The sequence below is a fragment of the Magnetospirillum sp. genome (assembly GCA_027532905.1).
Classification (GTDB): Bacteria; Pseudomonadota; Alphaproteobacteria; order CACIAM-22H2; family CACIAM-22H2; genus Tagaea.
The window spans coordinates 982300-997331 of record JAPZUA010000002.1 but is presented as its reverse complement, the minus strand read 5'-3'; the positions used below and the strand labels follow the sequence as shown (position 1 = coordinate 997331).

Annotated in this window: 17 protein-coding genes; 7 read left to right on the top strand and 10 right to left on the bottom strand. The window is 62.9% G+C overall.

What is annotated here, in order from left to right:
- Positions 1 to 54: 54 nt before the first annotated feature.
- The 4 genes from O9320_12790 to metC form a co-directional block, all read right to left on the bottom strand.
- Positions 55 to 498: a hypothetical protein gene (locus O9320_12790; GenBank protein MCZ8311725.1), complete on the bottom strand. Its 444-nt coding sequence runs from the start codon at positions 496 to 498 to the stop codon at positions 55 to 57.
- A gap of 142 nt (positions 499 to 640) precedes the next feature.
- Positions 641 to 1030 (bottom strand): LysR family transcriptional regulator, encoded by a 390-nt coding sequence (locus tag O9320_12785; GenBank protein ID MCZ8311724.1) that lies wholly within the window; start codon positions 1028 to 1030, stop codon positions 641 to 643.
- Positions 1020 to 1415, bottom strand: coding sequence for a phosphoribosyl-AMP cyclohydrolase (gene hisI / locus O9320_12780; protein MCZ8311723.1), 396 nt, complete (start codon positions 1413 to 1415; stop codon positions 1020 to 1022). The genes O9320_12785 and hisI overlap by 11 nt, the downstream gene beginning before the upstream one ends.
- A gap of 9 nt (positions 1416 to 1424) precedes the next feature.
- The gene (gene metC, locus O9320_12775) at positions 1425 to 2606 is read right to left on the bottom strand and encodes a cystathionine beta-lyase (GenBank protein MCZ8311722.1); all 1182 of its coding nucleotides are present in this window, start codon (positions 2604 to 2606) and stop codon (positions 1425 to 1427) included.
- Between the two features lie 239 nt (positions 2607 to 2845).
- On the opposite strand from metC, the gene O9320_12770 reads away from it, so the two are divergent.
- The 4 genes from O9320_12770 to O9320_12755 all read left to right on the top strand — a co-directional run bounded on the left by O9320_12770 (position 2846) and on the right by O9320_12755 (position 7171).
- On the top strand, positions 2846 to 3874 hold the full coding sequence (locus O9320_12770) for an amino acid ABC transporter substrate-binding protein (GenBank protein MCZ8311721.1): 1029 nt from the start codon (positions 2846 to 2848) through the stop codon (positions 3872 to 3874).
- Between the two features lie 182 nt (positions 3875 to 4056).
- Complete coding sequence (locus O9320_12765) at positions 4057 to 5256, top strand: amino acid ABC transporter permease (GenBank protein MCZ8311720.1); 1200 nt, start codon at positions 4057 to 4059, stop codon at positions 5254 to 5256.
- Positions 5257 to 5259: 3 nt separating this feature from the next.
- Entirely contained in the window at positions 5260 to 6360 is a 1101-nt protein-coding gene (locus O9320_12760) for an amino acid ABC transporter permease (protein ID MCZ8311719.1), read from the top strand.
- 46 nt (positions 6361 to 6406) lie between these two features.
- Positions 6407 to 7171 (top strand): amino acid ABC transporter ATP-binding protein, encoded by a 765-nt coding sequence (locus O9320_12755; GenBank protein ID MCZ8311718.1) that lies wholly within the window; start codon positions 6407 to 6409, stop codon positions 7169 to 7171.
- A 458-nt stretch (positions 7172 to 7629) separates the two neighbouring features.
- On the opposite strand, the gene sseA is transcribed toward O9320_12755, so the two are convergent.
- Genes sseA through O9320_12740 form a run of 3 tightly spaced genes read right to left on the bottom strand, consistent with a single transcriptional unit; the run spans position 7630 to position 10134 of the window.
- The gene (gene sseA, locus O9320_12750) at positions 7630 to 8478 is read right to left on the bottom strand and encodes a 3-mercaptopyruvate sulfurtransferase (GenBank protein ID MCZ8311717.1); all 849 of its coding nucleotides are present in this window, start codon (positions 8476 to 8478) and stop codon (positions 7630 to 7632) included.
- Positions 8475 to 9527, bottom strand: coding sequence for a cysteine synthase A (locus O9320_12745; GenBank protein ID MCZ8311716.1), 1053 nt, complete (start codon positions 9525 to 9527; stop codon positions 8475 to 8477). Before O9320_12745 ends, sseA begins: the two co-directional genes overlap by 4 nt.
- A 1-nt stretch (position 9528) precedes the next feature.
- Complete coding sequence (locus O9320_12740) at positions 9529 to 10134, bottom strand: NUDIX domain-containing protein (GenBank protein MCZ8311715.1); 606 nt, start codon at positions 10132 to 10134, stop codon at positions 9529 to 9531.
- Between the two features lie 87 nt (positions 10135 to 10221).
- Between O9320_12740 and O9320_12735 the strand changes: the two genes are divergently transcribed.
- Positions 10222 to 10611 carry an OsmC family protein gene (locus tag O9320_12735; GenBank protein MCZ8311714.1) on the top strand — a complete coding sequence of 130 codons (390 nt, stop codon included), beginning with the start codon at positions 10222 to 10224 and terminating at the stop codon, positions 10609 to 10611.
- On the opposite strand, the gene O9320_12730 is transcribed toward O9320_12735, so the two are convergent.
- Positions 10595 to 11386, bottom strand: coding sequence for an aspartate dehydrogenase (locus O9320_12730; protein ID MCZ8311713.1), 792 nt, complete (start codon positions 11384 to 11386; stop codon positions 10595 to 10597). The genes O9320_12735 and O9320_12730 overlap by 17 nt on opposite strands.
- Before the next feature lie 106 nt (positions 11387 to 11492).
- On the opposite strand from O9320_12730, the gene O9320_12725 reads away from it, so the two are divergent.
- Positions 11493 to 11990 (top strand): hypothetical protein, encoded by a 498-nt coding sequence (locus O9320_12725; GenBank protein ID MCZ8311712.1) that lies wholly within the window; start codon positions 11493 to 11495, stop codon positions 11988 to 11990.
- A gap of 105 nt (positions 11991 to 12095) precedes the next feature.
- On the opposite strand, the gene O9320_12720 is transcribed toward O9320_12725, so the two are convergent.
- Both O9320_12720 and O9320_12715 read right to left on the bottom strand, forming a co-directional pair.
- Positions 12096 to 13238 carry an OmpA family protein gene (locus O9320_12720; GenBank protein MCZ8311711.1) on the bottom strand — a complete coding sequence of 381 codons (1143 nt, stop codon included), beginning with the start codon at positions 13236 to 13238 and terminating at the stop codon, positions 12096 to 12098.
- A 161-nt stretch (positions 13239 to 13399) separates the two neighbouring features.
- On the bottom strand, positions 13400 to 14551 hold the full coding sequence (locus O9320_12715; protein MCZ8311710.1) for an OmpA family protein: 1152 nt from the start codon (positions 14549 to 14551) through the stop codon (positions 13400 to 13402).
- A 144-nt stretch (positions 14552 to 14695) separates the two neighbouring features.
- Here O9320_12715 and O9320_12710 point away from each other — a divergent pair, with 144 nt between their 5' ends.
- Entirely contained in the window at positions 14696 to 15025 is a 330-nt protein-coding gene (locus tag O9320_12710) for a DHCW motif cupin fold protein (GenBank protein MCZ8311709.1), read from the top strand.
- Positions 15026 to 15032: the final 7 nt, after the last annotated feature.

Genomic DNA, 15032 nt, shown 5'->3' with positions numbered 1-15032 from the left:
ACGTTAATCGAAAAGTAACGTCTATGTCTTGCGAACAAATCGCAAAACCGACCGTTACGCCACGATATCGACGGGTTCTTCTTTCGCTTTCGGCGGCGGCGGCGTTCCGAAGACGCGCGCGACGCGCTTGCCGGAGTCGCCGGACAGGACGATATCGACGAAAACGCGCGTCGAATTGTCGTAAAGCCCGACATTTTGCGAATAGGGCGGTGTGGGGACGGCGGCAGCCGGGCGCCCGCTTGCGGCCGAGGGATCGCCGCCGGCGGCGAGTGCACGGCTGCTGTTGATGAGTTCAGAACGGACTTGGTTGGCAATCGCCGACGACGCTGCACCGCCGCCAATCGAAATCGAGACGACCGGCGTAGCTGCAGGCGCAACTGTGGCATTCCCCGTCGCGCTATTCGACGGTGCCTGACTTGGCTGCGCTTGCACGGCCACCGTCGGCCGGACGAAACCCGGCGCAGGCGACCCAGCGGTGAGTGGCGAGAGTGCCACCATGGAGGACGGTCCTTCTGACTGCCAAATTCGGACGGTCTTCGACCGATCCGTAGTTACATCGAAATATACGGTTTGAACTCAAGCGATGCAAGCATTTTATGAAATTTGCCGTAGGTTTGCCTGGATGGCATGCAAGTACCTGTTAAAAATTGGCTTTTTCATGAAGCAAGGCGCGAAATGCGCGAATATCGTCAGCAACGCTGGCGGCGGCACGCTGCTCCATTGCGCGATAGCGCCTGAGGATATCTTGTCCGAGGGCCGTCAGAACAGCACCGCCGCCGCGGCGCCCGCCGGTTTCGCTGACCACCACGGGACCGACAAAGACGCGATTGAGCTCGTCGACCAGCAGCCAGGCGCGGCGATAGCTCATGCCCATCGTGCGTGCGGCCGCCGAAATCGACCCTTCGGCCGCAATCGCGGCGAGCAGATCGGCCTTACCGGGGCCGACCGCGATCGCTTCGCCCAGGAGGATGCGCAAGCGCGGGGCGTTGTTGGTCGGCTTGCGGGCGGCGGTGCTGGGTTTAGCCGCCATAGAGTTTGTCCGGATCGACCAGAACCGGTTTGTCGACGACCCATTTGCCGTCGCGGACGACGCGGAAGAAGCAATCGCGCCGGCCGGTGTGGCAGGCAACGCCTGTCTGGTCGACGCGCACGAGCACCGCGTCGCCGTCGCAATCGACGCGAAATTCGACCAAACGCTGGCGCTGGCCCGAGCTTTCGCCCTTGCGCCAAAGTCGCATGCGGCTGCGCGACCAATAGCACACGGCGCCGGTCGCAAGCGTCTCGCGCACGGCATCGCGATTCATATAGGCGACCATCAGGATTTCGCCCGTATCGTGCTGCTGGGCGATCGCTACAACGAGGCCTTGGCCGTCGAAGGCGATCTCGGCCAGCAGCGATTCGACGGCGTTGTCCATCGCCGCCTGCTAGCCCGCCGAGACGGCCTTGCGCATGCGCGCAAAGCCGCGCTCGAGATCGGCGATCAGATCTTCGGGCGCTTCGAGGCCGGCATGGATGCGCACGATCTGTCCTGGATCCGTCCACGGCGTTGCCGTGCGACCGGCGCGGACGTCCTGCGGCAGGATAAGGCTCTCGAAGCCGCCCCACGAAGCGCCGAGGCCGAACAACTCGAGGTCGTCGATGAGGGCGGCAAGCGCTTTTCGCGCGACGGGTTTCATGACGAAGCCGAACAGGCCGCTCGCACCCGAAAAATCGCGCTGCCACAGCGCATGCGACGGATCGCCGGGCAGGGCGGGGTGCATCACGCGCGTGACTTCCGGTTGCGCCTGGAACCAGCGCGCGAGAGTAAGCCCGGTCTGGTGGTGCTGCTTCAAGCGTAGCGCCATGGTGCGCAAGCCCCGCATGGCGAGGTACTGGTCGTCCGGCCCGCTCGGTGCGGCCAGCGTGTCGACCGTCGGGCGCACGGCGTCGTAGATCGCCTGCGTGCGCACGCTGAGCACGCCCATCATCACGTCTGAATGGCCGACGATGTATTTTGTCGCCGCCATGATCGAGACGTCCACGCCGTGCTCGAGCGGGCGGAAATAGAGCGGCGTTGCCCAGGTATTGTCGATGGCGGTCGCAACGCCGCGTGCTTTGCATGCCGCGGCGATAGCCGGCACATCCTGCACTTCGAACGTCACCGAGCCTGGCGATTCCATCATGCACAGTGTTGTGTTGGGGCGGATGAGATCGGCAATAGCGGCACCGATCGCCGGATCGTAGTAGGTCGTCTCGACGCCGTAGCGCTTGAGTATCGTATTGCAGGCTTGGCGCGTGGGGCCGTAGGCGCTATCCGTGCATAGCACATGGTCGCCCGCCTTCGTGAAGGCCATCAAGACCGACAGAACCGCTGCCGCCCCGGAAGCGACAGCAAAACACGCATAGCCGCTCTCGAGTTCGGCGATCGCATCTTGCAGCGCAAAGGTCGTAGGCGTGCCGTAGCGGCCATACCGCATCTGGTTCTTGGTTTTGGTCTTCTGCGCTGCGTCGTAGGCTTCGAGGCTCGGAAACAGGATGGTCGAGGCATGATAGACGGGCGGATTGACGACGCCGAAATTGGCCTCGGGATCGCGTCCAAGGGTCGTCACCTTCGTGTCGGATTTCATGATTTTCACGCTTGCTGTGGAAGATTGAACCAAACGTTTTGCTGGGACGACTATAGCCACCGCGTTGGCGCAGGACCATAACCCCCGAGTGTCTCCATACAAAACAATTGAGGCGCATCGGGCCACCATGTTAGCGTCGCCCGATTGAGGGGGGAGAGCCGTCGGCATGCATGCGCCCGACCGCTTGTCTCGTTTTCAAGCTTGACCAGAATCTTGACCCCATAGGGAGTGCCTTTCGAATGAAAACCAAAGCTCTTCTTTTTGCTTCGGCGTTCGTCGCCGTCGCCGCGTCGCTGCCCGCCATGGCGCAGCAGACGGCCACCTCGCCCACGCTCGACGCCATCAAGGCACGTGGCTTCCTGCAGTGCGGTGCGAACGGCAACGTGGCCGGCTTCGGCCTGCCGAACGCGCAAGGCGTGTGGACCGGTCTCGACGTCGATGTCTGCCGCGGCATCGCCGCAGCGGTCTTCGGCGACGCGACCAAGGTGCGCTATACGGCGCTCACCGCGCAGCAGCGCTTCACGGCCCTGCAGTCGGGTGAAGTCGATGTGCTCGTGCGCAACACGACCTGGACGCTGTCGCGCGACACCTCGCTCGGCCTCGAATTCACGGGCGTCAATTTCTACGACGGCCAGGGCTTCATGGTGAAGAAGTCGCTGAACGTGAAGAGCGCCAAGGAACTCAACGGTGCCACGATCTGCGTGCAGCCGGGCACGACGACCGAGCTCAACCTCGCCGACTATTTCCGCGCCAACAACATCCGCTTCACGCCCGTCGTCATCGAGCGCGAAGAAGAGAACGTTTCCGCGTATCTCGCGGGCCGTTGCGACGCCTACACGACCGATATCTCGGGCCTCGCTTCGGTGCGCGCCTCGCGCACGCCCGTGCCGGGCGACCACGTGATCCTGCCGGAAGTGATCTCGAAGGAGCCGCTCGGACCGTCGGTTCGCCACGGCGACGCGCGTTGGGGCGATATCGTGCGCTGGGTCCACTACGCGATGCTTGAAGCCGAAGAGTCGGGCATCACCTCGGCCAATGTCGACTCGCTGATGACGTCGACCAACCCGAACATCCAGCGCGTGCTGGGCGTCACGGGCGGCATGGGTGCAATGCTCGGCCTCGACAATCGCTGGGCCTACAACATCATCAAGCAGGTAGGCAATTACGGCGAGAGCTTCACGCGCAACATCACCCCGCTCGGCATCGAGCGCGGCGTGAACAACCTGTGGACCAAGGGCGGCCTGATGTACAGCCCGCCGATCCGCTAAGTTTGGGACCGGCTGTCGGCGCTCGGGAACGCGAAGTTCCCGGGCGCCGCAGCGCCGAAACCCGTGGCCTGTCCGAAGTTTGGCCCGGTTCTTGAATACAGAAAATGCGGTCGCTAGAGCCGCAAAGTCAGTAACCTGTCGCAACCGTCTTTTCGGTCTGCGGCGAACAGAGGGGTGGAGCGATGGCCGGTCAATCGGCAGGCTCCGGTGGACGCAACGGCGAAAACGCAATGCGTTTCTCGCTCAGCGATCCAACGTTCCGGGCAATTTTCTGGCAGGTCGTCGTTGTCGGCATCGTCGGCTTTTGTGGCTGGTGGCTGATCTCCAACACGCTGACCAATCTTGCCACGCGCGGTTTCACGACCGGTTGGGCGTTTCTGTCGCGCGAGGCGGGTTTCGCGATCGGCGAGACGATGATCGAGTACGGTCCGCAGGACACCTACGGTCGCGCCGTGCTTGTGGGCATTCTCAATACGCTGCGCGTTGCCGTGATCGGCATCGTGCTGGCGACGATTCTGGGTACGCTGATCGGCATCGGGCGTCTGTCGAAGAACGTGCTCGTGGCCGGCGTGTGCTCGACCTATGTCGAATTCATCCGCAATCTCCCGCTTTTGGTGCAGCTGTTTTTCTGGTGGGCGATGTTCCAGGACAGCCTGCCCGGTCCGCGCCAAGCGATCGAGGCGTTGCCGGGCGTGTTCTTGTCGAACCGCGGCGTCAAGATCCCAATCCCGGCCGAACATTGGGTCCATGCGTGGATGGGCGTCGCCGTCCTCGCCGCGATCGTCGCTTCGTATTTCGTGGCGCGCTGGGCGCGCGTGCGCCAAGCGGCAACCGGCGAACAGTTCCCGGTGCTGCTGACCACGATCGGCTTGCTTGTGGGGGCTCCCTTCGTCGTGTGGCTGATCGGCGGCGCACCTGCTGCGATGGATTGGCCGGTGCTGCGCGGCTTCAATTTCCAGGGCGGCCTTACCATGACGCCCGAGTTTGCGGCCTTGCTGGTGGGCCTCGTCACGTACACGGCCGGTTTCATCGCCGAGATCGTGCGTGCAGGCATTCTCGCGGTGCCGAACGGCCAGACCGAAGCGGCCTCGGCGCTGGGCCTACGCCGCGGGCCGATGCTGCAGCTCGTCATTCTCCCGCAGGCGCTGCGCGTGATCATTCCGCCGATGACGAGCCAGTTCCTCAATCTCACGAAGAACTCGTCGCTTGCGGTGGCGATCGGCTATCCCGATCTCGTGTCCATCGTCAACACGACGCTGAACCAGACCGGGCAGGCGATCGAGGGCATTGCGATGATCATGGCGGCGTACCTGACCGTCAGCCTGTCGATCTCCGTGCTGATGAACTGGTACAACAAACGCATTGCGTTCAAGGAGCGCTAGGTTATGGCCAACGCAAATGCAGCTGCGATAGGCGCTGCGGGCGGCATGGGCGAGTCGAAGCTCATGGCCTGGGTGCGCGCCAACCTGTTTTCGAGCTGGGCCAACACAGCCCTCACGCTGGTCGTTTTCTACGTCGTCGCCAAGGCGGTGTTCTTCTTCGGCTCGTGGGGCATCTTCAATGCGGTCTGGATCGGCACGTCCGCCGAGTGCCGGGCGGCCAAGGGCGTTGGTGCCTGCTGGGCGCTGTTCCCGGAGAAATGGCGCTTCATCCTGTTCGCGACATATCCATTCGACGAGCAATGGCGCCCGGCTTTGTCGTCGGCGATCTTCATCGGTCTTTATTTCTTCAGCGCCATGCGCGCGAATTGGAACATGCGGCTGCCGATCGCGTGGATCGCAGGCCTTGGAACCATCGCCGTGCTGATGTGGGGCGGGGTACTGGGCTTGAGCTACGTGCCGCAGGAGCGCTGGGGCGGCCTCGTTCTGACGCTGATCCTGTCGACCTTCGGGCTGGCCTTGGCCTTTCCGCTCGCCATTCTGCTCGCGCTTGGACGGCGCTCGCACATGCCTGTGATCAAGTCGATGTGCGTCGTCTACATCGAACTGATCCGCGGCGTGCCGCTGATCAGCCTGCTGTTTATGGCCTCTGTCATGTTCCCGCTGTTTCTGCCCGAGGGTGTGTCGATCGACAAGCTGCTGCGGGCGCAGATCGCGATCATCATGTTCGCAGGCGCCTATCTTGCCGAAGTCGTGCGCGGCGGCCTGCAGGCGCTGCCCAAGGGCCAGTACGAGGCGGCCGACGCGCTCGGCCTGTCCTATTGGCAGGCCACGCTGATGATCGTTCTGCCGCAAGCCCTGCGCCTGGTGATCCCGCCGATGGTCAACACTTTCATCGGCCTCTTCAAGGACACCTCGCTCGTGCTGATCATCGGCCTACTCGACATTCTAAATGCCGCCAAAGTCGCGGTTGCCGATCCGCAATGGCGCGGCTTCGGGCCCGAGGCTTATTTCGGCGTCTCGCTCATCTATTTCGTGTTCTGCTTTGCGATGTCGAAATACAGTCAACGCATCGAAGTCGAACTCAATCGCAGCAAGCACCGCTAATCCCACCGCCATTCCCACTGCCATTCAGCGACGGAGTAACCCCCTCATGACCGCTTCCCCAGCCGCCGCCAAACAAGGGCCGATGATCGAACTCAAGGCTCTCAACAAATGGTACGGCGAGTTCCATGTGCTGAAGAACATCGATTTCATCTGCGAGCGCGGCCAGAAGATCGTCGTCTGCGGCCCCTCGGGTTCGGGCAAGTCGACGATGATCCGCTGCATCAATCGTCTGGAAGAGCACCAGAAGGGCACGCTGATGGTCGATGGCATCGAGCTCACCAACGACCTCAAAAACATTGAGGCAATCCGCCGCGAGGTCGGCATGGTGTTTCAGCATTTCAACCTGTTCCCGCATCTGACCGTGCTTGAGAACCTGACGCTGGCGCCGATCTGGGTGCGCAAAGTGCCCAAGAAGGAAGCGGAAGAAACGGCGATGCACTTCCTGAAGCGCGTGCGCATCCCTGAGCAGGCCAACAAATATCCGGGTCAGCTATCGGGCGGCCAGCAGCAGCGTGTTGCGATCGCGCGCTCGCTGTGCATGAAGCCCAAGATCATGCTGTTCGACGAACCGACCTCGGCCCTCGACCCCGAAATGGTCAAGGAAGTGCTCGACACGATGGTCGAACTCGCTCGCGAAGGCATGACGATGATTTGCGTCACGCACGAAATGGGCTTCGCCAAGGCCGTCGCCGACCGCGTCGTGTTCATGGACAAGGGCGAAATCGTCGAAGCCAACGAGCCCGAGGCCTTCTTCGGCAACCCGCAGAACGAACGCACCAAGCTGTTCTTGTCGCAGATCCTGAACCATTAGGAAGCCTTGTATCAGCCGCGTAGGGCTGGCTGTTCGAAGCGCGATCCGGCAATGCGTTGAGCCTTGCCGGATCGCGTTTTTTTTGCGTCCGGCGCTTGTCATGTTCTGGCCTGCGCTTTTCTGGAGCGGCATTTTTTTGGCGCCAAAGCGCTGTGGCTGCGGCCCGAGGCCGGGATCGGCAACCATGTCTTCGTTGCTCGCGGCGATTGGGCGTTCAACTTCCACGGCTATGCGTTGCTCGACCGCGGTATGACCCATAGTCGGCGTCGCGCTCAGCGCTTGCGGCCAGGCTGGCATGCGCAGCTCGTCGAGCTTCCCCGCGAAGTTCTGGTCTCCGAAGCGAAATCCAGAACCTATGACGGACTGTGGCTGCGCGAACCTGGGCAGTTCATGCACAATGCATTGCCGCGCGCGCGTGCGTTTCTAAACCGCTTTCCGGTCCCGGAATTATGGCGCGCTCAAGCGTTCGTCGCCACCGGCGGGCCGTCGGGCAAGCCCCATTCGGACCACGAGCCGTCATAGACGGGCGTGTTCGCGTGGCCGAGCGTGTAGAGCCCGAGGGCCAGCACGCAGGCGGTAACACCCGATCCGCACGAGGCGACGATCGGTTGGCCCATATCGAGACCGGCCTCGGCAAAAATTTTGGCAATGGCCTCTGGCGGCAGCAGAGCTTGCGTCGCCGGATCGAGCAAAGCCGTGTAGGGCAGGCTCGCCGAGCCCGGAATATGGCCGCCGCGCAAACCTGCGCGCGGCTCCGGCGCTTGGGCGAGGAACCTGGCATTCGAACGCGCATCGACCACCTGGAATGCCGGCGCCTCGAGATTGGCGACAAGATCGCCTTTGGCGCGCACTAACTCCGGCCGGAATGTCGCGGAAAAGCGGCGCGACGCGTTGCGCGCAGCACCCGCTTCGACCGGATGGCCGTCGTTGCGCCATTTCGGGAAGCCGCCATCGAGCACCGAGACGCGGTCGTGGCCGAATACGCGCAGCATCCACCACACACGTGCCGCACTCATGAGGCCGTACGCGTCGTAGACCACAACATGCGTGTCCGCATCGATGCCGAGGGCACCCGCGGCCGCCGCAAACGCCTCGGTCGTCGGCAGCATGTGCGGCAGGGCGCTCGATTGGTCGCTGATCGCTTCGATGTCAAAGAACGCGGCACCCGGGATATGGGCCGCCAGAAACTCGGCGGCGGCATCGCGCTTTGCGGTCGGCAGGTGGTACGAGCCGTCGAGCACGCGCACGCTGGCGTCGTCGAGATGGGCAGCAAGCCAGTCGCTTGAAACGAGGGCCGGGAAGCTCATGGCTGCACCGTCTGCAAAGGGGTTGGAATTGGGATCGCGTTCGGACTGCCGAGCCAGTCGGGTACAGGCAGGTTCTTGCTGCGCAGGAAGGTTGGATCGAACAGTTTGGAGGCGTAGCGCGCCCCGCCGTCGCACAGGATCGTTACGATCGTGTGGCCGGGGCCGAGCGTCTTGGCCATCGCGATGGCACCGGCCACGTTGACGCCCGACGAGGCACCCAGGAACAGACCTTCTTCGCGCAGCAGGTCGAAAACGATGCGCACCGCGTCTTCGTCGGAAATGCGGAACGCGTGGTCGACCGTGAGCCCTTCGAGATTCTTCGTGATGCGACCCTGACCGATCCCTTCGGTGATCGAGCTGCCTTCGGATTTGAGCACGCCCGTGGTGAAGTAGCTGTAGAGGGCGGCGCCGAACGGATCGGCGATGCCGATTTTCACGCCGGGTTTGAGGCGACGCAGCGCGGTTGCCGTGCCCGCAAGCGTGCCGCCCGAGCCGACCGCGCAGACGAATGCATCGACCTTGCCGTCGGTCTGCTTGAAGATCTCAGGGCCGGTCGTTCGGATATGGGCTTCGCGGTTGGCGACATTGTCGAACTGGTTGGCCCACAAGGCACCGGCCGGGTGCGTCTTGCCGATCTCTTCGGCGAGCCGGCCGGAGACTTTGATGTAGTTGTTGGGATTGGCGTAAGGGGCGGCCGGGACGAGCCGCAATTCAGCACCCACGAGGCGCAGGAAATCCTTTTTCTCCTGGCTTTGCGTGTCGGGCATAACGATGACGCTGCGATAGCCGCGCGCGTTGCCGACGAGGGCAAGGCCAATGCCGGTGTTGCCGGCTGTGCCCTCGACAATGATGCCGCCCGGGCGCAGCAGGCCCTTCTCTTCGGCATCCACGATCATCTGCAGTGCCGCCCGGTCTTTGACCGAGCCGCCAGGATTGAGGAACTCGGCCTTCCCGAGAATCTCGCAGCCCGTCGCTTCGCTCGCCTTGCGCAGGCGGATAAGCGGCGTGTTGCCGATGGTGCCGACAAAGCCGTCGCGGATATCGTTCATTCTAGTCTCTCCATTTGGTGCGCAACTGCTCGCGATTGAGGGCGAGCCATTGCAGACACATGATCGTAAAGCCGCTGCCAAGTCGCGTTCCATCGAAGAACGAAGCAAAGGCCGGCGCAAAATCTTCGGCGAAGACGCGGATGTCTTCGCCCTCGTGCGCTAGCCCGTGGAAGCCGGCGGCTCTGCTTGCATCGACCTTGGCCGCATACATCTCAACGTATTCGCTGGTTCCGCCCGGCGACGCCATCGCCCTGCCGATACGCTCGATCGCTGTCGCTTTGAGCCCGGTTTCTTCCGCGATCTCGTGGCGCAGCACGGCGATCGGATCGGCGTCCTTGGCGAGCATGCCCGCCACCCCCTCGACCATCCAGGGCGCTTGACCGGCCGTGTAGGCGCCGATGCGGAATTGTTCGATCAGTACCACCTGGTCGCGCGTCGGATCGTAGAGGACGGCCGCAACTGCGTTGCCGCGCTCCATCACCTCGCGCGAGAGCACGGGGCTCCAGCCGCCGGCGAACAGGCGGTGGCGCAGCTTGTATTCATCGACGCGCAGAAAGCCGCGATAGCTTTGGGTGCGCGCCAGAATCTCGACATCCGAATTGTCCATACGCCATTGTCTCTTGGGGAAAGCGAAGGTTTCAAGCATCTTGGCCTTGCGGCAGGTACAGCACGGCCACAAAGGAGCACAAGCACCATGGCGCACACACCGGATATTGTTGTCACCGAAACGGGGCCAAAATACGTCAGCCAAGCCGTTGGCGGCGGCCATAGTCTTGTGGCCGACATGCCGGCAGCCGAGGGCGGGGGAGGGGCGGGCTTGCCGCCCTTCGGTCTCGTGCTCACGGGGCTCGGCGCGTGCACGAACATGACCGTGCGCCTCTATGCTGACCGCAAAGGCTGGCCGATCGAGCGGATTGCGACCTATGTGGCCATGGCGGCCGACAATACGATCCGGCGCGAGATCGAACTGGTGGGCACGCTCGATGCCGAACAGCGCCAGCGCCTGTTGGCCATCGCCGAACATTGCCCCGTGCACAAGTTCCTGGCTGCCGGCACGAAAATCACGACTACGTTCCGATCCTGAGCGGGCTCGCGAGCCGCTGCAGGGTTGCGATCACAGACAGCGGCACGATGGCGCTGGTTTTCGGATTGTCGGGGCTCGGCAGGCCCTCGGTGCGCACCGAGAAGGATACGCTGTCCGACACGAGGTCGAACTCGTGCACATTGCGGGTGAGGGTCGGATCGGCCCAGATTTCGACCATCGTGCGGTCGGGGCCGGCACCCGCCAGGCTCAACGCGGCGGCGACATTGACGTTGGCCGGAAAGCCTTTGGCCGCTTCGCGCGCCGTACCTCGGAACACGCAGGTTGCCGTCGCGATCGCGGCGAGATCGATGCCGTTGGCGACGATGTAGGGCGCACCCTTGAGCCCAAGCGGCGGTTTGCGATTGCGCATCGTCACGCTTTCGATGCGGCCAAGGGCAGCGGCGGCTACGGCATCGAGGGCCAGCAGTGCACCCGTGGCGACGACGATGCGTCCGCCCTTGGCTTGGGCAAGCGCGACCAGATCGAGATGGTCGAGCAAAGCCGCCGCATTGACCGTGACGAAGACGCGCCCTGCCGCAACGCTGGGCTCGGCGATACTGCGGAAGCTTGCGGCGACGGCACAATCGACGACCACGTCGCTGGCGGCGATGAGCGTTGCAAGGTCGGTTGCGAGCGCGCCGAGGCCCAAAGCTGCGCATTTGGCCGACGTTGCGTGCGACTCGCGGCCCGAGACGGCGACGAGTTCGAGCGGTGTTGGCAGTTGCTTTGCGACGGCCGCACCGATCGCGCCGAGTCCGACGATCCCGATTTTCAATGCGACCTCCGCGACTTAGTGATGCGTCAAAAAAGCTGATCGGAAGTATGCCGTTGTTCGTATATAACGCGTATTCAGCTCGCTTCGGCAGGAGAGAATTTTGCGTTTGACCCGAACCCTAAGCACTGCCCTCGTTGCGCTGAGTCTCGGTTCGGGCTTGGCCTACGCCCAACAGCAATGTCTGACGCGCGAGGAGGCTATCGCCGTCAAGGCGCGCGTTCTGCAGACCGAATTGATGGTCGCGACATTGTCCTGCACACGCGCCATCGACCAAAGCGGCCATTACAACGCTTTCATGGACCGGCACAGCGCCGAACTCCAGCGCCACAATCGGGTGCTGCAGCAGCATTTTGCGCGGCTCGGCACGGGCAATCCGCAGCGCCGCTACGATACGTTCACGACAGCACTCGCCAACGACGCCTCCAATCGCTCGATGGCAAGCCAAAGTTTCTGCGAGGAGACGGTCAAGCAGTTTTCCGACGTCGCCGACATTCCGCGCGGCAAGCTTGGCGAACATGTCGAAGCCAAGGTCAAAGGCGGCATCATGCGGGTCGGCGAGGTTTGCGGCCGCGATCCAGCCATGCAGTACGCATTGGCGCCGTAACGGCGATCGATCGCAGCGGATCGGTCTCGGTTCGCGCGATTTTGGGACAAACAAAAAGGGCCGGTCTTGCGACCGGCCCTTTTGCCGTTTGGCGGATCGAAACCGTTACTGAAGAACGATTTCCACGCGGCGGTTCTGCGGCTCGCGCACGCCGTCGGCGGTGCGCACGCGCAGTTCGCTTTCGCCGCGGCCGATCGTGACGATCTGGCTGGCCGGGATGCCCTGGCGAACCAAGTCGGCGCGAACGGCGTCGGCACGACGCTCGGAGAGGCGCTGGTTGTAAGCCGGCGAGCCCGACGTGTCGGTGTGGCCCGTCGCCGTGATGCGCGTCACGTTGCCCTGGCGGGCGGTCGTGGCAGCTTGCTGTATGATGCGCGAGGCTTCCGGCGTCAGGACCGATTCGTTGAAATCGAAGAAGACGAGGAAGTTGCGCTGGATCTGAGCGGCCGGAGCAGCGGCAGGCGCCGGAGCGGGGGCCGGAGCCGCGACAGGAGCGGGCGCCGGAGCCGGTGCCGGAGCCTGGACAGGCGTTGCGGCCGGAGCCGGACGCGCCGGGGCGCCGAACTCGTAACGTAGCCCCAAGAACACGTTGTGGATCATCGGGCGGTCGGCTTCGAACGTACGTAGATTGGCGTTGAGATTGCGCGTTTCAGCCGTCGTGTCGAATTTCGGCTTCTCGAAGGTCGACTTGAAGCGATAGTCGAGCGTGGCTTTGAGATTGGCCATAATCGGCAGCGACATGCCAGCGATCAGCTGGTAGCCGACCGTATCGGTCGAATCGTCGATCAACTTGATGTTGCCGGCGTTCGAATTGACCTTCGTTTCGGCGGCCAGACGCAACCAACCGAGGCCGACGCCGACATACGGCGTGACGGGTAGGCCGATATTAAAGTCATACAGTGCGTTGCCGAACAGCGAGAAGGCGTTGGCGTTGCCGCCGGTCGAAGCGGTGATGCCGCTGCCCAGCGAATAGCTGCTGTTCTTCGCCTTGGCTTCAGAGTAGGCCGCTTCTATTTCCGAGCGGAAGCCGTTGCTGTAGCCGTAACCAAGCGCACCGGACAGGCCGTAGCCTGTCTTGTAATCCTGCGTGGCCTTCGTGCCGGCCGGTTTGTAGGTGCCGTCGATCTCATCGATAATCGATAAGCCGGCTGCACCGCCGATATAGAAGCCGGTCGTATTCTGAGCCGAGGCGGAACCGATCAGCGCGATGGACGCGACGGCGGTAAGGAGGGCGGTGCGCAATTTCATAGGGTATCCTTTTTCGAAGCGTCGATAGCCAGGGCGGCTGGCGAATCATGATCGTGTTTTAGCACAGAATTCCCGTTTTGCACCACGTTTGGCATAGGTAGTTGTACTCTGTGGCGCAACTGCAACGGTCCTGGGCCACGGTAAGCGCTATCTCTAAGCCATTATTCTATAACGATTTCGACCCGGCGATTGCGCGGTTCGTTGATGTTGTCCGGCGTCGGGACCAAGAGCTGGGTCTCGCCGCGCCCCACAACGACGATCTGTGTGGCCGGAATACCCTCACGGACCAGCACATCGCGCACCGCATTGGCGCGTCGGATCGACAGCGCCATGTTGTAGCGCGCAGTCCCAACCGTATCGGTATGGCCTGTTGCCCGAATTCGGGTAAACACGCCAGCCTTCGCCGTTTCGGCCGCTTGGACCAGTACACGGTCTGCATCGCTCGAAATGGCGGCCTTGTCGAATTCAAAGAACACTGTGAAGGCGCGCGGACCTGCCCCTGCCGCAGCAGCCGTCGGCGTGACGGCGGCGACCTGCGGTTGGTTGCCGAAGGCAGGGCTCGCCAATTGCGGGGTGGGGCCGGTCATCGCCTGTTGCTGAGGTTGGGTTGCCGAGGGCACAACGGCGACGTTTGCCATTGCATTGGGCGCGCTGGTCGGCTGCGCATTGAAAGACCATGTGAGGCCGGCCATGACCGAATGGTCGCGAACTGCGAACTTCGTCGGCGTGCCGGCATCCGAGGCGATCGAGGCCTTGTCGGTCGCAAAGTAACGATAGGTCACGCCGACCGACACATTGTCGGTAACGCCGACATTGACGCCCGCAAGGCCTTGGTAAGCGGGCACGATTTTCGAGCCGGTGGTAATGGCGCCGCGACTGTCAGGACCCAAGTTGCGTGCTTCGATGCGTGCGCCGCCAACGCCAGCGCCCACGAACGGGGTAACGCCGATCGATGTCGGAATATCGTACATTACATTGCCCATAACGCTCAGTGTGCGTACCCTGCCGCCCGGACCGGGGTTGATCTGCACGGTGGTGCCTAAGCCCGAGCCGTCATCGATGTCACGGATGTTGGCGAGCGAGTTTACCGTGGCTTGGCGCACAGCGGCTTCAACTTCGCCGCGGAACCCGTTGCCGAGCCCGTAACCGACGGCAACGCTGCCGGTCGCACCGCGGGCGAACCCTGCCTTGGTCGTCACACTGTCGCGGCTCGTTCCGCTTTCCTCGGTCTTATTGAGGCCGGCCTGGCCGCTGACATAGAGTCCGTCCAGATATTGCGGGCGCTTTTGCGCGTGCGCAGAGGTGGCTGCCAAGAGCAAAACCATCGCTGTGGAAAAGACTCGGAACTGCATGTGTTTGTGCCTCGATTCGGGATATCCACATGTACCCTTTCATACCCTGTCGGAGTCGGCCAAGGGCGACTCGACATAAGTTGCGAAAAATTTTATGGAGGCGTCATGCGAATGTCCGGGATCCCCTTTGCGACGGTCGATTGGACGACGGTCGAACGCACCGAGCATCCAGGTGAAACTGGACATGCAACGTGGCGCACGCAGCAGTTCGGCGACATCCGGGTACGCATGGTCGAATACAGTCCGGGTTATCTCGCCGACCATTGGTGCCAGAAGGGGCACGTGCTGCTGGTTCTGACAGGCGAGCTTGAGACGGAACTCGCCGACGGGCGCGTGTTCAAGATGGGGCCTGGCGTCAGCTATCAGGTCGCCGACGGTGCCGAAGCGCACCGCTCGCGCACCCGCGACGGCGCCACACTCTTTATTGTGGACTGAGCGCGCT